General features: G+C 68.8%; 24 protein-coding genes, 1 tRNA gene and 1 pseudogene. 18 read left to right on the top strand and 8 right to left on the bottom strand.

Annotation, left to right across the window (positions count from 1 at the left end):
• Positions 1-126: 126 nt before the first annotated feature.
• Entirely contained in the window at positions 127-591 is a 465-nt protein-coding gene (locus tag LY05_RS01515) for a hypothetical protein (protein ID WP_148921844.1), read from the bottom strand.
• Positions 588-794 (bottom strand): hypothetical protein, encoded by a 207-nt coding sequence (locus tag LY05_RS01520; protein WP_148921845.1) that lies wholly within the window; start codon positions 792-794, stop codon positions 588-590. Before LY05_RS01520 ends, LY05_RS01515 begins: the two co-directional genes overlap by 4 nt.
• Between LY05_RS01520 and LY05_RS01525 the strand changes: the two genes are divergently transcribed.
• Positions 778-1,521, top strand: a complete 744-nt coding sequence (locus LY05_RS01525; protein WP_148921846.1) for a DUF4145 domain-containing protein — start codon at positions 778-780, stop codon at positions 1,519-1,521. The genes LY05_RS01520 and LY05_RS01525 overlap by 17 nt on opposite strands.
• A 56-nt stretch (positions 1,522-1,577) precedes the next feature.
• Here the strand turns inward: LY05_RS01525 and LY05_RS15065 are convergent, their stop codons facing one another.
• A complete protein-coding gene (locus tag LY05_RS15065; protein ID WP_428842382.1) occupies positions 1,578-1,805 on the bottom strand; it encodes a carph-isopro domain-containing protein in 228 nt (75 codons plus the stop codon).
• A 73-nt stretch (positions 1,806-1,878) separates the two neighbouring features.
• Here LY05_RS15065 and LY05_RS15630 point away from each other — a divergent pair.
• From LY05_RS15630 to LY05_RS01540, 4 genes and pseudogenes are all read left to right on the top strand, one after another.
• A pseudogene (locus LY05_RS15630) lies at positions 1,879-2,046 on the top strand (helix-turn-helix domain-containing protein); the annotation flags it as partial.
• A gap of 51 nt (positions 2,047-2,097) precedes the next feature.
• On the top strand, positions 2,098-2,463 hold the full coding sequence (locus LY05_RS01530; protein ID WP_249041822.1) for a S24 family peptidase: 366 nt from the start codon (positions 2,098-2,100) through the stop codon (positions 2,461-2,463).
• 86 nt (positions 2,464-2,549) lie between these two features.
• A complete protein-coding gene (locus tag LY05_RS01535; protein ID WP_148921848.1) occupies positions 2,550-3,461 on the top strand; it encodes a hypothetical protein in 912 nt (303 codons plus the stop codon).
• A gap of 76 nt (positions 3,462-3,537) precedes the next feature.
• Positions 3,538-3,990, top strand: coding sequence for a hypothetical protein (locus LY05_RS01540; protein WP_148921849.1), 453 nt, complete (start codon positions 3,538-3,540; stop codon positions 3,988-3,990).
• 46 nt (positions 3,991-4,036) lie between these two features.
• On the opposite strand, the gene LY05_RS01545 is transcribed toward LY05_RS01540, so the two are convergent.
• Complete coding sequence (locus LY05_RS01545) at positions 4,037-5,119, bottom strand: LAPAL motif-containing putative phage structural protein (RefSeq protein ID WP_148921850.1); 1,083 nt, start codon at positions 5,117-5,119, stop codon at positions 4,037-4,039.
• A 68-nt stretch (positions 5,120-5,187) separates the two neighbouring features.
• Between LY05_RS01545 and LY05_RS15070 the strand changes: the two genes are divergently transcribed.
• From LY05_RS15070 to LY05_RS01585, 10 genes are read left to right on the top strand one after another with little or no spacing between them, the layout of a single operon-like run.
• A complete protein-coding gene (locus LY05_RS15070) occupies positions 5,188-5,343 on the top strand; it encodes a hypothetical protein (RefSeq protein ID WP_170258740.1) in 156 nt (51 codons plus the stop codon).
• On the top strand, positions 5,343-5,573 hold the full coding sequence (locus LY05_RS01550; RefSeq protein WP_148921851.1) for a hypothetical protein: 231 nt from the start codon (positions 5,343-5,345) through the stop codon (positions 5,571-5,573). Before LY05_RS15070 ends, LY05_RS01550 begins: the two co-directional genes overlap by 1 nt.
• Entirely contained in the window at positions 5,573-6,508 is a 936-nt protein-coding gene (locus LY05_RS01555; RefSeq protein ID WP_249041823.1) for a PD-(D/E)XK nuclease-like domain-containing protein, read from the top strand. The genes LY05_RS01550 and LY05_RS01555 overlap by 1 nt, the downstream gene beginning before the upstream one ends.
• Positions 6,444-7,688 (top strand): AAA family ATPase, encoded by a 1,245-nt coding sequence (locus LY05_RS01560; protein ID WP_249041824.1) that lies wholly within the window; start codon positions 6,444-6,446, stop codon positions 7,686-7,688. The genes LY05_RS01555 and LY05_RS01560 overlap by 65 nt, the downstream gene beginning before the upstream one ends.
• Complete coding sequence (locus tag LY05_RS01565) at positions 7,685-8,557, top strand: ParB N-terminal domain-containing protein (protein ID WP_170258742.1); 873 nt, start codon at positions 7,685-7,687, stop codon at positions 8,555-8,557. The genes LY05_RS01560 and LY05_RS01565 overlap by 4 nt, the downstream gene beginning before the upstream one ends.
• 34 nt (positions 8,558-8,591) lie before the next feature.
• Positions 8,592-8,873, top strand: coding sequence for a hypothetical protein (locus tag LY05_RS01570; protein ID WP_148921853.1), 282 nt, complete (start codon positions 8,592-8,594; stop codon positions 8,871-8,873).
• A 13-nt stretch (positions 8,874-8,886) separates the two neighbouring features.
• Positions 8,887-9,189 (top strand): hypothetical protein, encoded by a 303-nt coding sequence (locus tag LY05_RS01575; RefSeq protein ID WP_148921854.1) that lies wholly within the window; start codon positions 8,887-8,889, stop codon positions 9,187-9,189.
• 14 nt (positions 9,190-9,203) lie between these two features.
• Positions 9,204-9,377: a hypothetical protein gene (locus tag LY05_RS15075; protein WP_170258744.1), complete on the top strand. Its 174-nt coding sequence runs from the start codon at positions 9,204-9,206 to the stop codon at positions 9,375-9,377.
• Complete coding sequence (locus LY05_RS01580; RefSeq protein ID WP_148921855.1) at positions 9,377-10,393, top strand: tyrosine-type recombinase/integrase; 1,017 nt, start codon at positions 9,377-9,379, stop codon at positions 10,391-10,393. The genes LY05_RS15075 and LY05_RS01580 overlap by 1 nt, the downstream gene beginning before the upstream one ends.
• Positions 10,394-10,939, top strand: coding sequence for a very short patch repair endonuclease (locus LY05_RS01585; protein ID WP_346265223.1), 546 nt, complete (start codon positions 10,394-10,396; stop codon positions 10,937-10,939).
• On the opposite strand, the gene LY05_RS01590 is transcribed toward LY05_RS01585, so the two are convergent.
• The 3 genes from LY05_RS01590 to LY05_RS01600 all read right to left on the bottom strand — a co-directional run bounded on the left by LY05_RS01590 (position 10,872) and on the right by LY05_RS01600 (position 13,634).
• Positions 10,872-12,116: a type II restriction endonuclease gene (locus LY05_RS01590; RefSeq protein WP_148921856.1), complete on the bottom strand. Its 1,245-nt coding sequence runs from the start codon at positions 12,114-12,116 to the stop codon at positions 10,872-10,874. The two genes, LY05_RS01585 and LY05_RS01590, sit on opposite strands and share 68 nt — an antisense overlap.
• 9 nt (positions 12,117-12,125) lie before the next feature.
• Positions 12,126-13,376 carry a DNA (cytosine-5-)-methyltransferase gene (gene dcm / locus LY05_RS01595; protein WP_148921857.1) on the bottom strand — a complete coding sequence of 417 codons (1,251 nt, stop codon included), beginning with the start codon at positions 13,374-13,376 and terminating at the stop codon, positions 12,126-12,128.
• Positions 13,377-13,560: 184 nt separating this feature from the next.
• Positions 13,561-13,634, bottom strand: a tRNA-Cys gene (locus LY05_RS01600).
• 563 nt (positions 13,635-14,197) lie between these two features.
• Here LY05_RS01600 and LY05_RS01605 point away from each other — a divergent pair.
• The 3 genes from LY05_RS01605 to LY05_RS01615 all read left to right on the top strand — a co-directional run bounded on the left by LY05_RS01605 (position 14,198) and on the right by LY05_RS01615 (position 17,181).
• Positions 14,198-14,851 carry a protein-L-isoaspartate O-methyltransferase family protein gene (locus LY05_RS01605; RefSeq protein WP_148921858.1) on the top strand — a complete coding sequence of 218 codons (654 nt, stop codon included), beginning with the start codon at positions 14,198-14,200 and terminating at the stop codon, positions 14,849-14,851.
• A gap of 148 nt (positions 14,852-14,999) precedes the next feature.
• Entirely contained in the window at positions 15,000-16,430 is a 1,431-nt protein-coding gene (locus tag LY05_RS01610; protein ID WP_148921859.1) for a TolC family outer membrane protein, read from the top strand.
• A gap of 64 nt (positions 16,431-16,494) precedes the next feature.
• Complete coding sequence (locus LY05_RS01615) at positions 16,495-17,181, top strand: hypothetical protein (RefSeq protein WP_148921860.1); 687 nt, start codon at positions 16,495-16,497, stop codon at positions 17,179-17,181.
• Positions 17,182-17,551: 370 nt separating this feature from the next.
• Here LY05_RS01615 and LY05_RS01620 read toward each other — a convergent pair whose 3' ends face one another.
• A complete protein-coding gene (locus LY05_RS01620; RefSeq protein WP_072746294.1) occupies positions 17,552-18,700 on the bottom strand; it encodes a type III PLP-dependent enzyme domain-containing protein in 1,149 nt (382 codons plus the stop codon).
• Positions 18,701-18,764: the final 64 nt, after the last annotated feature.

Here is an 18,764-nt window from a genome sequence, read left to right on the forward strand (position 1 = left end):
GGCGGCTTCGCACCGCCGGGGAGTTGGGCCCATGCGGGCCGCCGTCAGGGAGGTTCGCCGGGATCGCGGCCGCGCCGCCCGGCTCGACGCGCATCACCCCGGAAGCGGGCCGGCCGCGCATTCCTGTCATCCGCTCTTGCTGACCGTCGCGGCGGACGCCTTTGCCTCCAGCGCCCGCTCGAGCGCGCGCATCGCCTCGATCGCCTCGCGGATCTCGGCGAGAACACGCCCGAGCTGCGCGTCATCGAGGTCGAGGACGGCGCGCGGCATCTGAGCGACAGCCTCGCCGATCTCCTTGGCCGCCGTCTCGACGGCCTGCATGACGTCCGGCGCCTCCTGGACCGTGTGGGCTCGCCGCGCCATCCAGTTGGTGACGGGATAGATGCCCAGCTCGTCCTCGAGCGCGAGCACATGGTGCACAGGGGGCGGCGGCAGGTCCCCGCTCAGCCGGCGGCTCAGCGTCCCCTTGCAGACACGCTCGCCGGGCCAGCGGTCGTTGATCGCCTGGGCCGCCGCGTCGAGGTTCTGGTGCGCCGAGACCAGCGCCCGGACCTTGGCGCGCAGGACGGTGAGGGCCATGTCGTCGCTCATCGCCGGCCCTCCTCGCGCGCGCGCATCTCCCAGGCGATCAGCTCCGAGGCCAGAAGGGCGAACATCTCCGCCCTTCTTTCGCTCGAGGTGATGCGATACTCTCGCATCAGGTTGGCGTGGGCCGTGGACGCATCCGCCGCGTCGCGGATGAGTCTTCGCAGGCGCTCGGCCTGATCGGAGGTGTCGATGGCGGTCCAGCTCATCGTTTCATGCCCTTTCTGCGGACGTGAAGAGGTCGGCGCCCAGATGAAAGGCGCCTGGAAGGCGGGCGCGGATGCGTTCGGGGTGAAGCCGGAAGGCGCCGAAGGCGAGGGCGTCGCCATCTGCGGCGCGTGCAACTCGGCGATGATCGTCTATTTCGACTTTTCGGCAGCCCGTAAGCTGAGCCACCCGGCGGGGCATGACCCGCTCGGACGCATTCGGGACTTTGCAAGGAACGAAAACCGGCTGGTCTCGCTCGTCGATGTCAGGGAGGAGACCGGGTTCGCCATGCTCGGCGTTCTGCCGAACCCGCCGCTCCAGGAAGTTCCGGCCCATCTCCCGCCGAAGGTCGAGCGCGCGATGGTCGACGCCGAAAGGGCGTTTCTCCGCCGGGATTGGAACGGCGCCGCGGCCCACTACCGCAAGGCGGTGGACCGGGCGGTCTCGATGATCCTCCGCAAGGTCGGGTCGGGCGACAAGCTCGCCGGCAAGATGCTCGGCGCCAAGCTCGGCATCCTCGAAGACGCCGGCCTTCTGCCCGAGCCGATGCTCGACTGGATCAGGATTGTGAAGGACCAGGGCAACTTCGCCCTTCACGAAGACGACCGCGACTTCGACAGCGCGGCCGAGATCGAGCCAGCGAGGCGTTTCGCGCGGCTCCTGCTCGAATACCTGTTCACGCTGCCCGAAGAGGTCAGGTTGGCGCGCGAGGGCGTCGTTCAGGACTGACCCGGCAACCCTGTTTTCTCGCCCCAGGTCGCGGGCAATGGCAGCCTGAGCGCATGTCATGCCGCCCGGTCCTTCCGTCTGGCCATCTCCTGCCTCAGCACGAAGAGGTCCTCGGGCGTGACCGAGTGCCCGGCCCGCCGCGCGGCCTCGATGATCGCCGCGTCGTGCTTCGCCGGGATCGAGCCGCGGGCGAACCAATGCTTAACCGTCGCCTCGGGCTTTTTCAGTGCCCGCGCGAGTGCAGCGGCGCTCCCCCAAATGGAAATCAGATCTCGCTGGTTCATGCGGTGCAAAATGGATTGTCTTGCGCAGACTGTCAATCCCTTTCGCATCGCAGGAGCGGTTAAGAGTCCGCTCATGGAACCGAGTGAGCGCCTCCGCTTGGCGAGGGAAAGAGCGGGCTTTGAAACAGCAGCCGAAGCCGCGAGGCGGTTCGGGTGGCAGATCGTAACCTATAGGCATCACGAGAACGGCACGCGGGGTTTTAGGCGGCCGGACGCGCTCAAATACGCCCGCGCCTTCCGGGTGTCGCCTGAGTGGCTTCTGTTCGGGACGGGCGGGCCGGAGAAGAAGAGCGTGCCGCTTGTGGGCTATGTCGGGGCGGGCGCCGAGATCTTCACGCTGGACGAGGGCGTTGGCGCGCTTGACGAGGTCGATCCGCCGCCCGGCATCGGCCCGGAAGCGGTCGCGGTGCGAGTGCGGGGCGACAGCATGTGGCCGCGCTACATGGACGGCGACGTGCTGATCTATGACCGCCACGCGCCCCTGGATCGCGTGGACGGCAGGGAATGCGTGGTGGCGCTTCCGGACGGGCGGCGCTTCGTCAAGATCGTCCGGCGGAACCCGGATGGAACGTTCACGCTCGAAAGCTGGAACGCGCCCCCGATCCACAACGTGACGCTGGACTGGGCCGCCGAGATCGCCTGGGTCAAGCGCGGGTAGGAGGTCATGCCGTGCGGCGGGGCGCCGATGCCATGATGGCGCTGTCGGCGGAGCTGGAGGGGAAAGTGTGAGAAAAGGATCTGACTGTGAAGATTACGATGCGTTTCGAACAAGCGTTTGCCCGCGCTGACGACCCTGCCAGAAAGAGCGGTGCGGTTCTCCAGGATTTTGACATTCAGAAGGCTTTCAAGGAGGTCGCGGGGGCTGCCGGACACGAGAGGTGGACCGGATCGCACGGGGAGAAGACCGTTCAGCTCATAGATTGGCGTGACAAGAACCAGGTTTGTTTCATCGCGGTCGGCGCATTTGTTCCCCGCAAGGACACAGCGGTGCTGGCGATGGACGTCGACGACAGCGCACCGCCCGGCATAGAGGCATTCCCTCCGCCTCAGTCCAAGGAATTCCTGCAGGCGCATGTTGCCGCCCTGTTGGACAGGCACAACGTGCTCTGGTGCGCGACCCGGCGGGGAACCGCTGCGCTGCTTGCCAGCCTGCTATTCGATATGCAGCAGAAATTGGGGGTTCCGCCTCAAAAGGTGACGTTCAAGAAGCCATTGGCCCCCGATGTTGTGCAGGAGATCAAACGGCATGGCGTGGTGTCAATTGATGCCAAGTTGGCTGCGTCCCGGGCAGATATTGAGCGAGGCCACGGCGGCGGTCTGGCGGCTCTCGGGAGAATGATTTTCAAGCCGCGGGCAGAGGGCGAAGATGGCGACCTGAGGGCATCCGTTCGGCTAGAGGTCGGCAAGCGGGGTTTCTCAGCGCAGGGCAAGTCTGATATGCTGGCCAGAGAGATCGCGCAGGATCTTCTGGAACAGGATCAAGACGACATAACTTTTGTTCTCGGCAACGGAAAAAAATATAAATCAAATCAGCTGTGGCAGAGCAAAAGTATCAATGTCAAAGAAAATGGCGACACTTTCCAGATCCTTGACGCCTTCAACCAACTTGCCCAGTGGCGCGACGAATTGATTAAAAATGGCGAGATCGCTAAATAGATATGCTGGCAGACGGGTCGAATGGCTCGCGGTTTGGGCTGCGATCAGCCTCATACTTTCATTCGTAGCGGCGTACATGACCAGAGGTGTTCCCTACGAAACCATCTCAGCATTCTTCAATGTACAGGTTACCTTTCTCAGCATTACTGGCGGCATCCTCCTTGCCGTCCTCGCGGTGAGTGGTGATTTCGTCGCGATCGGGCACTTCACGCAAAATCAACTGCGGCTGGAAGAGCTCCATGTAGACCACAACTTAATGTGGTTCGTATGGTTGATATTCCTGTTCTTGCTGACAGCATTCGGATTAAGCCTCTTTGTGCTCGTCCAAGACGTCCTGTCTGACAGCCTGATCGAATATGCCCGCCCAATACTTGTGGCCATGTCAATTTGGGCCGGGCTCCTGTCACTTGCGCTTCCGTGGGTGCTGCAGCGGGTCTATCGGACGAAGTTTCGGCGAATGCAGGATGCGCGGAAAAAAGAGGATGCGCGCCGCGTGGATTCCAATCCAACGCCGCGCCCTGATGCGTGACCCAGCCTTGCTGATCGCCCTGCGCTGAATCCCCTTCTCCCAGGCGCTATAAGAGCCGCATCTGCTTCGGGCCCGGAACGTGGCGGATGACCTTCACGACGCGCGTTGCCAGCTTCCTGATCTCGTTCCCGATCTCCTGCTCTTCTTCCAGTTCGACAAGAAGCTTGTCCGCCGCCGAAAACGACACGTCCCCGTTTTCGACCTTTCGCAGGAATTCCTGATCCTCGATCGTGGCGGTGAAGGTCGTGTCTCCGTCGGTGAACCGCCACTTGTAATCGCCGCGGAAATGCGTGCTCACCAGCTCCAGCCATACCTGGCGGCGCGTCGTCATGGTTTCCGGCTCGCGCTCCTCTGGCGGCGGCAGCCGCAAGGACCGGGCCTCGCTGCGCCTGATGGACCATGACCTCGTCCCGTCCTGGTCTGCGACGAACGTCTGATCGATGCCTTCGGCGTTCGACAGCCGCTCTCCAAAGCGCGCAAGGGCCTCTCGGAAAGCCGGATCCTCGATCAGCCTGGCGGCCGCCGGGGAAAGCTTCAGCTCCTTTCCGTCAAGCTCGATCGTCACCGAACCGTCCGCGTGTCGCGACGTCCTTTCTGGCCTTCGGCCGCGCAGGCGCTTGACGATCCCCAGAACACCCAGGCTCACGCCCGCGGCGAGGCTTCCCGACTTGATGAGGACGTCGAGCAGGTTGTTCGCCGCGACCACCCGATCCTGGTGCGAGGCGGCGGCGTCGATGACCCCCAAGATCTGATCCAGGACCCCGACATCGAGGCCGAGGTTGACCAGGAAGCTGCCCGGCGCGGTGGCGGTGATGACGACGCGCGCCGAAGCGCGGTCGCCGTTCACCGCTTGGTTCGCGGCCTTGAGGACGTCGGCCCAGGCGACCAGCAGCGGCGCCAGATCGGCGACCTCCATCTCGCCGCGCGCCGCCTCGCCGTCGAAGCCGATGGTGATTCTCGCCCTGCTCATGCCGCTGTCTCCAGTCTGCGGGTTCGTCACGACCATGCCTTCCACCTCGCGCGCCTGCAATGCGCGCGGCGCTGTGGGCAGCCCGGCGCGCGCGCTTGATTCGCGTGCGACCAAAAAAGCGCGGTGCAAAATGGATTGACAGGCCGACATGCGGTGCATAACGTATTCATATCGGCCGCCGAAGAAGCTTCGGCCGATCGCGGCCCCACCTTCAAGGGAGACACCAGATGCCCAAACTGCCCGCCGCCCCGGTTTTCATCGTCACGCACCCGCACCTGTTCGGCGACCGGCCGCTGCTGCGCCGGCTCGCCTGGGCCGCGCTGATGAGCGCGCGGGGCCGGCGCATGCGCCAGGCCCGCATCGCCCTCGATCTGACGGCGTGATGAGGAGGAACGACATGGACATGGACCGCATGGTCGCTCTTGCGTTTCTGGCCGACTTTGGCGCCGTCACCTATCGCGGCGTCGAGATCAATCGCTCCCGCGTGTGGGGCTGGGACCTCAAGGACGTCGAGACCGGCAAGGTCACCGTCACCAATGACGCGCTTTTCGCGCTGCACCTCGTCGATCTGCTGCGCGACAAGGGCATCGATTGGTTCGAGGAGGCTGCGTGATGGACAGCATCCTGCCCGCCGGCGTGCATGCCATCGGCGCGGACAGATACCACGCCGACCAGCTGCGCGATGTGCCGACGCTCAGCTCGACGCTTGCGCGGCTGGTGATCGACCGCAGCCCGCTGCACGCCTGGACGGCGCATCCCCGTCTGAACCCGGATTGGGAGCCGACCGACAGCAAGACGTTCGACATCGGGCGCGCGGCCCATCGCGCGGTGCTCGGCGACGGCGGCGATTGGGTCGTCATCCCCGACGACCTGCTGGCCGCGAACGGAGCAGCGTCGACGAAGGCCGCGAAGGAATTCATCGCGGACGTCCGCGCCAGGGGCCTGACGCCCCTCAAGTCGGCCGAGGCGGAGCTGATCGAGCGCATGGCCATGATCGCCGAGCAGGCGCTGGTCGAAAACCGCATCCGCCTCGACCCGCTGCGGTCCGAGCTGACCGCCCTCGCGCGGGTCGACGGGGTCTGGTGCCGCGCGATGGTGGACAACGCGCCCGAGGACCCGGACGAGCCGCTCTACGACTTCAAGACCACGACCAACGCCAGCCCGGACGCGTGCATGCGCGCCGTGATGGCCTACGGCTACGACATGCAGGCCGCGCATTACCTGGCGACCTGGAAGGCGGCCACCGGCGAAGAGCGGGGCTTCCGCTTCATCTTCCAGGAGAAGGAGCCGCCGCACGGCGTCTGCGTGATCGAGCTCGGCGGCCTGACGATGGAGATGGCCGAACGGAAGATGCGGCGCGCGCGGCAGGTGTGGGCCGAATGCCTCGAGAGCGGATCGTGGCCCTGTTACCCGCCGGGCGTGCATCGCGTGGAGCTGCCCGAGTGGATGGCCGAGAAGTGGCTCGAGCGCGAGGCGGCCGAGCTTGAGCGTCGCGGCGCGCCGCCCCGCGAGCTCGTCGAGACGGCGCTGCAATGGCAGGCGCCTTGATAGGGAGGGCATCATGACCGCGCATATCCGCTTCATCCCGGTCACGCAGATCGAGGATCCACTGACCATCACGCTTGGCCTGTGCGGCGCGAGCGGCTCCGGCAAGACCTACTCGGCGCTCCTGGTCGCGCGCGGCATCGCCGAGGGCATGACGGGTCGCAAGGGCGCGCCCATCGGCATCGTGGACACCGAGAACCGGCGGGCGCTGCACTACCGCGACGCCTTCCCCGAGATGGTCCATTTCGACATGAAGGCCGTGGACGATGCCGGCGAGATGGTCGGCTTCGGCCCCGAGCGCTGGATCGAGGTGATCGACGCGGCCGAGGCGGCCGAGCTGCCCGTGCTCGTCATCGACAGCTTCTCGCACGCCTGGGAGGGCGTCGGCGGCGTGCTCGACCTGCACGCGCAGACGCTGGACCGCCTGACGGGCGGCGACGAGAGCAAGCGCGACCGCCTCAGCCAGCTCGCCTGGGCGCACGTCAAGCCGCGCTATCGCCGCCTCGTGGATCGCATCGTGCGGGCCCGCACGAACATCGTCATCTGCACCCGCGCCAAGCCGGTGATGCAGGATCCCAGGACCGGCCGGAACGCCCGCAAGACCAAGACGCGCCGCGCCGATGTGCCGTGGGATCCCGCCGCGGACGGCGATCTGATCTTCGAGATGACGGCGATGATGATCCTCGACCCGGCGCACCCCGGCTGCCCGGTCTACCAGATCAAGTGCGCCGATCAGTTCAAGCCGCTGTTCAAGGCCGACATGCCGCTCGGCGTCGAAGTCGGCCGCAGGATGGCGGAGTGGGCGAAGGGCCAGGGCGACGCCAAGCGGCACAAGCAGATGCTGGACGAGGCCCGCGCTGCAGCGCGCGAAGGGCGCGAGGCCTTCGCTGCATGGTGGAAGTCCATCGGCACGGACCATCGCGCCGTCGCCCGCACGATCATCGACGAGCTGCGCGAGATCGCCGAGCAGGCCGACGCGGCGCGCGAGGACGACGACGATCCGTTCGGGGTGCCGAAGGCCGAGGCGCCATCTCTCGTTGCCGAAATTCGCGGTGCGCTCGACAGCGGCGTGAGCGTCGAAGCGGCGCGCAAGCATTTCGCCGACAAGATCTCGGCTGCCGACGCGTCTGTCCGCGCCGAGGCCGATGCCCTGCTCTCCAAGCATGCGGAGGCCGCGCAATGACCTTCCGAGAGATCGACACGACCGGCTTCCATCCCGCTCAGCTGCGCGACCAGATGCAGCCGAGCCTGATCTGGGCCAAGGTGGCAGACTTGGTGATCGACGACCGCTACCAGCGTCAGATCACGACGGCTGGACGGCGCGCGATACAGAAGATCGCCGACAACTGGGACTGGCGCCTGTACCAGCCCATCATCGTCGCGCCGTCTGACGGTGGGCGCGTGGCGGTCGTGGACGGACAGCACCGCGCGCACGCGGCCGCTGTCTGCGGCATCGAGGCCCTGCCAGCGATGATGATCCCGATGACGCCGCGCGAACAGGCCAAGGCGTTTCATGGGCTGAACACCGAACGCACGCGCCTGCACACGACGGCGGTCTATCGCGCGCGCCTGGCGGCGGGCGATCCTGCGGCCATCGCCATGCGTGACGCCGTCGAGGCCGGAGGCTGCACGCTGATGACCTATGTCCCGTCTTACAAGGACCGCAAGGGCGGCCAGATATTCGCGATCGGCATGATCGAACGGATGGTGACGAATGGCGAGGCCTCCGCCGTGACGGCCGGTCTCAGGGCGATGATCGCCAGCGAGGCGGCGGGCCAAGAACCAGACAATTACGGCACCCATCTGCGCATCTGGGACGCGCCTGTGCTGACCGTCTGGCTGGCCGCGATCGCGTCGAACCAGCAGTTCCTGTCGATCGACCTGACAAGCGTGTTCGACGAAATCGATTGGTTTGATCTGCTGGACCGGTCACGCGCCCGCAGCCGGCTGCAGGGCAAACCCGCCCGCCAAATCGCGATCGAAGGCGTCAAGGACCGCCTGCGCGGCGCTCTGGACAGCGCTCGCGCCAGCAAGATGGAGGCCGCGCAATGACGAAGGTGATCGCGCAACCAGAGGAGGTCTCCTGATGATCACCTCGATCGGACACAGGTCACTCGCCATCGCGCGCGCGCGCATGATCGCCGCCGGCCTCATCGAGGCTGACGGCGAAGAGACCTGCGCGGCCGTCAATCTCCTGGCGCGCAGCGGAGAGCCCGGCGACGCCGGTCGCGCCGAGCGGCTCTTGCGCCGCGCCATCTTGGACGGAGGTAGGCCCGTGATCGGCTTCATCGGCCCGCTGTTCGGAGCCGCGATGCGCGTCATGGACCGGGATGTCGTGCTCGACGACGGGAAAGATGCCCGCAAATGAAGGAGGCAACCGCATGAAAGCGCTTCTGCAATCCTCGCCCTTCGATTCCGACGGCGGGAACCTGATCGGGCGCGACCCGCGACACGTGACGGCCGAGGAATGGGAGGCATCTGGTTTGCCGCTGCTCATTGGCATGCGGGCGATCAGGGCGAAATGTCTCGACTGCTGCTCCGGTTCGGCCGCCGAGGTTCGAAAATGCACCAGCGTGAGATGTCCGCTCTGGCCGCTCCGTATGGGCGCCCAGCCAAAGGGCATGGCCGCGGCGCGGCAGAATCACGGCGCCAAGCAGGCCACGGACCTGGAGGCGGAGCGATGAAGGATCCGCGCCGCGTGATCCGGTCGACGCAGGTCGAGAGCGTCGTCAGGGCCGCCCAGCGCGCGGGCCTGCGCCGCATCCGCGTCGTCGTCGACTACGAGCGCGGCAGGATCGAGATCGAGGGCGACATGACGCCGGAGACGACGTCCGTCCGCTCGCTCGACACGATCAGCTTCAGGGCGCAGTGATGAAGAAGCCCAACCTGCCATACCTCGTGCGCAAGCGCGGCCGCAGCAAGTACTACTGGTACTTCGAGCGGGCAGGGGAGCGCATCCCGCTGCCGGATCCTGACGCCCCTGATTTCCTAGAGCGATACGCGGCGGCCAAGCGCGGCCACATCCCGCCGGCGCTGCCCGACGGGCGCACGTTCAGGCGGCTGATCGCCGCCTATCGACAGTCCGCGCGCTGGACCAGGCTCGCGCCTCGGACGAGGCAGGATTACGAGAAGGTCCTGCTCTGGGCGATCCGGACGATGGGCGACCTCGACCCGACGAAGCTGGAGCGCCGGCACGTCCTGCGCGCCCGCGACGAGAACCGCGATCGCATGCGCTTCGCCAACTACATCGTCCAGGTCCTGTCCGTGCTTTGCGAGCAGGCGATCGACATGGGCTGGATGACGCACAACCCGGCCCGAGGCGTGCCGCTGCTGCGCCGCGAGGGAGATGGCCCGCACAAGCCCTGGCCGCAGGAGATGCTCAAGGCCTACGCCGATGAGGCCAGACCCGGCACGCTCGCGCGGACGGTGATGGAACTGTGCATCGGCACCGGGCAGCGCATCGGCGACGTCCTCGCAATGCGCTGGGACCATATACGCGACGGCGGCATCGAGCTGCGCCAGGCCAAGACGGGGACGCGCCTTTGGATCCCGTTCACGCCTCGCATCGCCGATTACTTGGACGGGCTTCCGCGCGCCGGACTGACCATCGTCGCGGATCAGGCCGGCCGCCCGCTGCGCTACCCAGCGGCCGCGCGGGCTGTCATGTCGATCCGCAAGCGCATCGGCGCGACCGGCTACACGATCCATGGCTGGCGCTACACCGCCGCCGCCGAGCTCGCCGCCGCCGGATGCTCCGATGATGAGATTCAGGCGATCACCGGACACAAGGCCTTGGCGATGGTGGTCAAGTATGCTGGTCCTAGCCGTCAGGAGGCTCGAGCGCGGGCCGCTCAGGCGCGCCGCAGCGACCCCAACAAGGAGGCCTGAATGTATGGCGCTACCGCAGCCGCACTCGTCGAGCTCGGCATCGTCGTCGCATGGCTCGCTTTCGTCGTCACCAGGTTTCGATGCTACGTTTTCCGCATGGACCGCCTGACCCCAGCCGCCCGCTCCGCGAACATGTCTCGGATCCGGAGTCGGGACACGAAACCGGAGCTCCGGGTCCGGAGGGCTCTCCACGCCATGGGTTACCGCTTCCGATTGCACCGCCGCGATCTGCCCGGTCGGCCGGACATTGTTCTTCCGAAGCACCGCACCGTCGTGTTCGTCCACGGATGCTTTTGGCACCGGCACCCCGGCTGCAGCAACGCGGCCGAGCCGAAAACCCGCGCGGAATTCTGGCGCCGGAAATTCGAGGCCAACGTGGCGAGGGACGCGAAGGCGCGTGCGGAGCTCGAGCGCGCGGGATGGAAGGTCGTGGTGATCTGGGAGTGCGAAACCGAGAACCCGGAGACGCTCGACCGCGTCATCCGGGAGCGTCTGCCCGCGCCTGACGGTCGCGCACCAGCCCGAGAAAATCGCGGAACCGCATGAGCCAGCCCACCGCGGTGCGGTCGTAGGCCTCGTGCAGGCTCTGCGGAACCACGAGGCGCAGACTGTTGCGCCGCATCTCGTCCATCTGGTGGACGGAGACGCCCGCCTGAAGCGTGAGCAGATGCTTCTCCGGGATCCGCTCCGCCTCGGCGAGCACCTGCCGCCAGCGGTCCTTCAGCGTCGATTTCACGCCAAGCATCGTCAGCAGCCGCGCATCGAAGGCCGGATCGTGATACTCGCGCGCGCCCGGGAACAAAAAATCTGGACTCGATTTGCCCTCGGTGGACGCCCCGCGGTCATAGCGCAGCCGCCACGCGCGGATCACCTCCTCCACGTGGTGCTCAAGCGAAAGGCCCATCCGCGACTTGCGCCGATTGAGGAAGGAAAGCGCCATTTTGAGCACTCCGTCCACGTCGGGATCGCCGCCGGCGCTCCAATGTTCCGGGAGGTGCATGACGAAATACGCCCGCTCGAGGCGCCGGAAAAGCGCTTCCTCGAAGTCGAGCCACGCCATCAGCGCGCCGTCCGGATCGTCCCATGGATCGGGCGCCTCCGCCTCCGCGCGGGCCAAGCCTGACACCACGCTCGTCGACGGGAATCTGCCGCCGGAGGCCCGAAGCAGGTTCTCGGCCAGTTCGTCCAGCCGTCCTTCCTCTGGGCTGCCGGCGTCTATCCCGAGCTCGTCGAGAATGAACCGTGCCGCGAAGTCGAGCTCACGGTCGCTGTGCCCGACATCTTGGAACAGGAAGCCGCTCCCAATCTCCTTTCCGACGTCGAACAGCCAAAGGATGCCCCGTTCGAGCTGGGAGCCCGCCGGGACCACGACAACGAGAAGCTCGCCGTCCGGTCGCTTGGCGATGAGCAGAAGGTCGCCCTCCGACGCCAGCTCCATCACCTCGTTCGAAGGGAAATACAGCCGCCACTCCGAGCGCGTCGGATGCCGTTCACGCGCGTCGTACCATGTCAGGAAGCCGTCGGACGAGAGGCCTTCGTTCTCGCCTCCCAGCCAGATGAATTTCGCCGGCATACGCTCACGCCGCTCCGTGCCGAGCAGTCGCCGCAGCGCCAGCGTGCCGTTGAATTCGTGCTGGTTCGACGAGGCCGGCTCGGCTTCGACTGCTGCCAGCCGCTTGACCACGACGCCCGTGAACAGACGGGAAAGACGCTCACGCTGCAAGCCGACCTCCTATTCGGCCGCGACGCCTGCCGCGCACCGCCCGTCGGCGCCGGCCACGGAGTCGATGGTCGGCGCCATATGCCGGGCCACGGCCTTGACCACGGGAACGACGACAGCGTTTCCGAACTGCCGGTAGGCCTGCGTGTCCGAGACCGGAATGCTGAAGTCCGCCCGCCCCGGCTGGTCGAAACCCATCAGACGGGCGCACTCGCGTGGCGTCAGACGCCGCGGATTGCGACCCTCGACCTGCCGCACGAGAATCTCGGAACCGTCCTTGTAGTAGCGGGCCGAAAGCGTGCGGGCCACGTCATCCGGGCCCACGATTCCGAAGCCGAACCCGTTGCCGCGGCGCCGGTGCTTCTCGGCGTAGTCCTGCAGATACCGCCAGAGCTTGTCCGAGAGGGTGTATTTCGGAAGCACGCGGCCAGCGTCGTCGAGATAGGCGGGATCGGCGGGCTCGCTCCCGTCCTCGCGGTGCAGGATGCTGCGGAGCTTTGGCCCCGTCGATGGGTCGGGAACCTCGAGAGCCGCCAGATCGACCGGCCTCCCAAGATCGCGCCGGACACCGGCGATGAAAATCCGCTCACGGTGCTGCGGCACGAATCCCTTGGCGTCCAGAACCCGCCAAGAGACATCATAGCCGAGCTCGCGCTCCAGCGTCCGCATGATCACGCTGAACGTCCGGCCGCGGTCATGGCTCGTCAGATTCTTGACGTTCTCCAGAAGGAACGCCGCAGGCCGGTGGTGGGCGATGATGCGGGCGACGTCAAAGAACAGCGTGCCCTGCGTGTCGCAGGCGAAACCGTGCGCGCGGCCGAGCGCGTTCTTCTTGCTGACGCCGGCGATGGAGAACGGCTGACATGGGAAACCGGCCAGAAGAACGTCATGCGCAGGGATCTCCTCAGCCGCGACGGCGCGGATGTCGCCCGCAAGGACATGGTCGGGGCCGTCCCGGAAGTTTGCCTGGTAGGTCGCCTGCGCATGCCTGTCCCATTCCGAAGTGAACACGCACCGCCCGCCGACCGCCTCGAAGCCGAGACGCAGGCCTCCGATGCCAGCGAACAGGTCGATGAACCGGAAACGCTCCGGCCGCGGAGCGAGCGCGCCGGCGATCTTCTCGAGCGCTTCCAAGATGTGGTCGGGCGCCCGCGCCTCGCCGTTCTCCCAGCGGTAGGCGGAGCTCTTCGAGACGCCCAGTCTCGCCGCGGCTTCGGGAACAGACACGGCTGCGGCTCTGCGCAGTCTGGAGAAGTCGCTCATGGTTTCTGCCCTGGGTTTGTTTTTCCCACTTTGGCACGGGAACAATGGCCGAACAAGGCCTAACCTTGGATGAACGGGATTCCGCGTCAGGGCAGAACAGGAACGGAGTGCGAATCTTGAAACCGCTCTTGAAACCGCTCGGACGGGGCGGGCTTCAAGATCACCGCAAGCCATTGAATGGCAATGGAGGCGACGACCGGAATCGAACCGGTGTACACGGATTTGCAATCCGCTGCGTAACCACTCCGCCACGTCGCCGCAGCGCCCCGTCCGAGCGTGGCCGTCATATAGCCGCGCCCCGCGCCCATGTCCAGCGCCCGCGCGTGGAGCGCGCAATCCCGACGCCCGCGCGCGGAGCGCGTAGTCCCGACGCCCGCGTGCAGAGCGCGGGGGCGAGACGACCCCACAGGTTCGCGCGCTTGCATCCCGTCTCGCGGGCGCAGGGGCGGCCGCCGGCGCGCAGGCTGGCCGACGGCGTGGCCGCGCACGACGCCTGCGCGGGCGGCGCCTGGCTTGCGGCGCCGCGCCGCCAAGCTCGCCCGGGGCACGCCATGAAGAGCGAACATCCAGACCTCGCGCCGCCGGGCCCGCACGGGTCCGGCGCGAGGCGCGGCGCCGCGACCCGCAGGCGGCTTGCGCCGGTGCGGCCGGGGCGGGGGCCGGCGGCCGCGATCGGACTTGCGCCCTCGCCGGGGCGCGGGCGGCCGCCGATCCGCCGGGCGCGGCCCGCCTCGGCTTTCGCCGCCTTGGCCGCATGGACAGACGGCGCGCGCTGTGGCAAAGCGTTCGCGTCCGTGTTCAACGCACAGCGGGAGTCCCCGATGACCGACTTCGAAGCCGCCCGCGTCGCCATGGTCGACAGCCAGGTCAGGCCGTCGGACGTGACGAGCCTGCCCATCATCGAAGCGATGCTCCACGTCCCGCGCGAGCGCTTCGTGCCCGCCGCCCTGCGCCCCGTCGCCTATGCGGGCGAGCATGTGCCCCTGTCCGAGGGGCGGGTGCTGCTCGATCCGCGCGTCTTCGCCAAGATGCTGGACGCGGCCGAGATCGGCCCCGACGACCTCGTGCTCGACGTCGCCTGCGGCTTCGGCTACTCGACCGCCGTCATCTCGCGGCTGTGCGCGGCGACGGTCGGGCTCGAAAGCGACGCGGCCATGGCCGCCCGCGCGGCCGAGCTGCTGGCCGAGCTGGAATGCGACAACGCGCAGGTCAAGGAGGGCCCGCTGGACCAGGGCGTGGCCGAGCACGCGCCCTACGACGTCATCTTCGTCAATGGCGGGGTCGAGGTGATCCCCGATGCGCTGGCCGCGCAGCTGCGCGAGGGCGGGCGCCTGGTCGCCATCGAGATGCGCGGCGTGATGGGCAGCTGCGCGGTGTGGACGCGCGCGGCCGGCACGCTCAGCCGGCGGCGCATGTTCGACGCCGCCGCGCCCGTGCTGGAAGGCTTCCGCAAGGCGCCCGAGTTCGTGTTCTGAACATCGCGCGGCCCCGCGCGCGGGGCCGGCGGCGCGGCTTTTGACCTTGGACAGCCGCGCGCCATCCCGCTATCGTGACTGCCAAATCCGCCCGCAAGGGGCGCGCCGCCCGGCGCGCCGCCAGGGCCGACAGCCACGAGGCGAGAGCATGAGCAAAAGCTTGGGCAAGAGCGCGCTGCGCATCTGCGCGGCGCTTGCGGCCGTCCTGACCGCGCCCCATCCAGCCGCGGCCGAGACCCTGGCCGACGCGCTGGCCAAGGCCTACGCCTTCCACCCGCGCCTGGCCTCGAGCAGGGCGGCCTTGCGCGCCGCGGACGAAGGCGTGACCCAGGAGCGTTCGCGCGCGCTGGGCACGGTCAACGGAACCTATTCCTACACCGTCTCGAACAGCTCGGGCTTCCGCCGCATCGTCGGCTCGCGCCGCGATTCGTCCGATCGCGACACCTTCGACACCCTGTCGCTGGGGATCAGCGGCGCCATTCCCATCTACTCGGGCGGGCAGATCGAGAACGCCATCGCCGGCGCGCAGGAGAATGTCGGCGCGCAGCGCGCCTCGCTGCTGGCGGTCGAGCAGGAGGTGCTGCTGGCCGCCGTCACCGCCTATGAGGACGTGCGCCGCGACCTGCAGCGCGTCGCGCTGGCGCGCAACAATGTGCGCGTGATCTCCGAGCAGCTGCGCGCCGCGCGCGACCGCTTCGAGGTGGGCGAGGTGACCCGCACCGACGTCAGCCAGGCCGAGGCGCGCCTGGCCTTCTCGCGCTCGAACCTGGCGGCGGCGACCGGCACGCTGGCGCGCTCGCGGCAGGCCTACGTGGCCGCGATCGGCGAAGAGCCGGTCGACCTGGCCCCGCCGCCGCCCCTGCCCGACCTGCCCGATTCGCTCGAGGCGGCGCTGGCCCTGACCGAGGCCGCGCATCCGCGCATGGTCGCCGCCCGCCGCGCCGTGCGTCAGGCCCAGTTCGCCGTCAAGCAGGCGCTGGGCGCCGCGCTGCCCACGCTCAACGTGACCGGCGGGGTCAGCTACGAGAACGACCTGACCACCGGAGCCAGCACGACCGGCGAGACCCTGTCCGCGCAGGTGGGGCTGTCGGGGCAGGTGCCGCTGTGGACGGGCGGGCGCAACGCCTCGCTGGTGCGCGCGGCGCAGGCCCGGCTGGCGCAGGCCCAGGCGGAGCTGCACGACGTCGCGCGCCAGCTGCGCCAGCAGACCTCGGTGGCGTGGGCGAATCTCGACGTGGCGCGCGCCTCGATCCGCGCCGCGCGCGAGCAGATCGAGGCCGCGCGCATCGCCTTCGAGGGCGTGCGCGAAGAGGCGACGCTGGGCGCGCGCACCACGCTCGACGTGCTCAACGCCGAGCAGGAGCTCAACTCGGCCCGCGTCTCGCTGGTCGAGAGCCTGCGCGACGAATATGTGGCGGCCTATCAGCTGCTGGCCGCGGTCGGGCGGCTGACGGTCGCGCATCTGGGCCTTGACGTCAGCCCCTACGACCCCGACGCCTATGTCGAGCAGGTGCGCGCCGCGCCCTACGATTACCCGCGCGACGACAGCGTGGCCTGGTCCAGCCCCTGGCGCCCCTGACGCGGGGCGCCCGGGCCGGGGTCGGGCCGCGCCGAGGCGCGCGCCGCAACAGACGAGGAACGTCATGCAGGACGACGACAAGAAGGGGCCGGGCGCGGACCCGCTCGACGCCATCCGCCGCATCGTGAGCGAAGAGCTGGGCCGTCCGCCGCTGCCGCCGGCGCAGGCGATCCGCCGCGCGGCCGATCCGGCGCCGGCCCCCGCGCGATCCGCCCCGCCGGCCCCGCCGGCCCCGCCGTCATCCCGGCCGCCATCCCCGCGCGACGAGGATGACGACGATGTGCTGGTTCTGACGCCGCAGATGCGCCGCGACCGGCCCGAGGCGGACGAGGGTCCGGCTGCCGAGGGTCCGGCGGACGAGGCGCCCGCGCCGGGCGACTCGCCGCTGCGTCTGCGCGCCTCGACGACCATCGCCGCGGAGGGCGCCGCGCCCTTGCGCGCCACGGCCGACGCCGCGCCCGCGGCGCGTGGCGGCGGCGACGAGGGCGCGGCGCGGCTGCGCGCGACCATGGCGGCGCGCGATTCGGACGCCTCGGACGAGGATGACGCCGACGCGGCGTCCGAAGCGCCGCTGACCCTGTTCGCCGAGCGCGACGATGACGAGCGCGTCGCGCAGATGAGCGTCGCCGAGCTGCGCGAGCTGGTGCGCGACGTGCTGCGCGAGGAGCTGGGCGGCGCGATGGGCGAGCGCATCTCGGCCAACATCCGCAAGCTGGTGCAGATCGAGGTGCGCCGGGCGACCGGCCGCTGACGCTGGGGACGGCGGGTGCGTGGGGCTGGGCTGGCGCGCCCGGCCGCGCCGCGCGGCGGACGCGCAAGGCGGCGCGGGGCCTTGAATTCCGGCGTCGCGACGATCGTCTACCCATGACGTCGCCGCCCATGAATGGCCCGGAGCCTGGCGCGGCCGGCGCATCGGCCGCGCGCGGCGCCAGGATCAGTGGCCAGGATCAGGGGGGGGGGGCGGGATCGGCGGGCGGCTCGACCCTGGCCGTTGCGGCAGGCGCCGCGGTCAAGACGCCTCGCCGCCGCCATTGCGGCGGCGCATTGCGCTTGCTTGCCCCCGGGGCCGCCGCGCGCGGCCCGTCGATCGGATCCGGTCGGCCGGACCGGGTCAGCCGCGCTCAGACCGGCCGAGGCGCCGAGACGGTCGCGACGCGCGTCGGGCCATACCCGTTGAAGCGCGTCACCGTCGCCATGCCGTAGGCCCCCAGCCCCTCGAACAGCACGAAATCGCCTTCGGCCAGATCGTCGGGCAGGGCGGGCTCGCCCGGCAGGCGGTCGACGCTGTCGCAGGTCGGGCCGAAGACCACGCGCGGGCGCGGCGCGCCGCGGCGCGGGCGCCCGGACGGATCCAGAACCCGCATGCGCGTGGCCGAGCCCAGAAGCGGCGCTTCGGCCAGGGCGCCGTAGATGCCGTCGTTGAGGAACACCGCGCCATCCTCGCGCACCAGCTTGACGCGCGTCGCCACGCTCATGCAGTCGGCGGCCATGGCGCGGCCCGGCTCGCAGGCCAGCGGCGGAACCTGATCGCCGAAGGCGCGGCGCGCGGCCTCGGCGATGGCGGCGAAGTAGTCCTCGAGCGCGAAGGCCTCGTCGCCCGTGCGCCGGGCGGGGAAGCCTCCGCCCACGTTCAGCTGCGCCAGCCGCACGCCGGCCATGCGCGCGATGCGCGCGGCGGCCTCGATGTAGATGCGCCAGGCGTCGGGGTTCAGGCACTGCGTGCCCGGATGGAAGGTCAGCGCGGGCGCGAAGCCCGCCGCCGCCGCCTCGGCCAGAAGGCGCGCCGCGGCCTCGGGCTCGGCGCCGAACTTGGCGCCGAAATCATAGGCCGCGCCCTTGGCGGGCATGCGGAAGCGAACCGAGATCTGCACCCCCTCGGGCGGCAGGACTTCGCGCATCTTGGCCAGCTCGGCGGCGCTGTCGCAGGCGAAGACGCGCACGCCGCGGCGATGGGCGAAGGCCAGCTCGGCGCGCGATTTGACCGGGTTGTGATAGTGCAGCCGCGCATCGGGCGCGAGGGACAGCACGGTCTCGATCTCGTCGGGCGAGGCGACGTCGAAGGCGCGCACGCCCGCCTCGAGCAGCGTCGCCAGCACCTGCGGGTGCGCGTTGGCCTTGACGGCGTAGGTGGTCAGGCCGGGGAAGCCGTCCAGAAAGCGCCGCGCCTGCGCCTTGAGGGCGGCGGGCGCGAAGATGAAGACCGGCTCCTCGGGCGCCTCGGCGGCGAGGAAGGTCACGGCGTCGGGCCAGATGATCGGTGCGTGAAGCATCGCGGCGTCTCCTCGCGTCGGCTGCGGCGGGCCTTGGGCGGGCCTTGTTTCAAGTGGACGCGCA

Source organism: Oceanicella actignis, from assembly GCF_008124525.1.
Lineage (GTDB): Bacteria > Pseudomonadota > Alphaproteobacteria > Rhodobacterales > Rhodobacteraceae > Oceanicella > Oceanicella actignis.

Coding starts and splice junctions, on each gene's coding strand:
- LY05_RS01620 (WP_072746294.1), bottom strand. CDS start 18,700: ATGCTTCACGCACCGATCATCTGGCCCGACGCCGTGACCTTCCTCGCC.
- LY05_RS01570 (WP_148921853.1), top strand. CDS start 8,592: ATGATCACCTCGATCGGACACAGGTCACTCGCCATCGCGCGCGCGCGC.
- LY05_RS01555 (WP_249041823.1), top strand. CDS start 5,573: ATGGACAGCATCCTGCCCGCCGGCGTGCATGCCATCGGCGCGGACAGA.
- dcm (WP_148921857.1), bottom strand. CDS start 13,376: ATGAGCGACTTCTCCAGACTGCGCAGAGCCGCAGCCGTGTCTGTTCCC.
- LY05_RS01550 (WP_148921851.1), top strand. CDS start 5,343: ATGAGGAGGAACGACATGGACATGGACCGCATGGTCGCTCTTGCGTTT.
- LY05_RS15070 (WP_170258740.1), top strand. CDS start 5,188: ATGCCCAAACTGCCCGCCGCCCCGGTTTTCATCGTCACGCACCCGCAC.
- LY05_RS01540 (WP_148921849.1), top strand. CDS start 3,538: ATGACCAGAGGTGTTCCCTACGAAACCATCTCAGCATTCTTCAATGTA.
- LY05_RS01525 (WP_148921846.1), top strand. CDS start 778: ATGGCGGTCCAGCTCATCGTTTCATGCCCTTTCTGCGGACGTGAAGAG.
- LY05_RS01610 (WP_148921859.1), top strand. CDS start 15,000: ATGAGCAAAAGCTTGGGCAAGAGCGCGCTGCGCATCTGCGCGGCGCTT.
- LY05_RS01575 (WP_148921854.1), top strand. CDS start 8,887: ATGAAAGCGCTTCTGCAATCCTCGCCCTTCGATTCCGACGGCGGGAAC.
- LY05_RS01515 (WP_148921844.1), bottom strand. CDS start 591: ATGAGCGACGACATGGCCCTCACCGTCCTGCGCGCCAAGGTCCGGGCG.
- LY05_RS01545 (WP_148921850.1), bottom strand. CDS start 5,119: ATGCACCGCATGTCGGCCTGTCAATCCATTTTGCACCGCGCTTTTTTG.
- LY05_RS01565 (WP_170258742.1), top strand. CDS start 7,685: ATGACCTTCCGAGAGATCGACACGACCGGCTTCCATCCCGCTCAGCTG.
- LY05_RS01615 (WP_148921860.1), top strand. CDS start 16,495: ATGCAGGACGACGACAAGAAGGGGCCGGGCGCGGACCCGCTCGACGCC.
- LY05_RS15065 (WP_428842382.1), bottom strand. CDS start 1,805: ATGAACCAGCGAGATCTGATTTCCATTTGGGGGAGCGCCGCTGCACTC.
- LY05_RS01605 (WP_148921858.1), top strand. CDS start 14,198: ATGACCGACTTCGAAGCCGCCCGCGTCGCCATGGTCGACAGCCAGGTC.
- LY05_RS01580 (WP_148921855.1), top strand. CDS start 9,377: ATGAAGAAGCCCAACCTGCCATACCTCGTGCGCAAGCGCGGCCGCAGC.
- LY05_RS01585 (WP_346265223.1), top strand. CDS start 10,394: ATGTATGGCGCTACCGCAGCCGCACTCGTCGAGCTCGGCATCGTCGTC.
- LY05_RS01520 (WP_148921845.1), bottom strand. CDS start 794: ATGAGCTGGACCGCCATCGACACCTCCGATCAGGCCGAGCGCCTGCGA.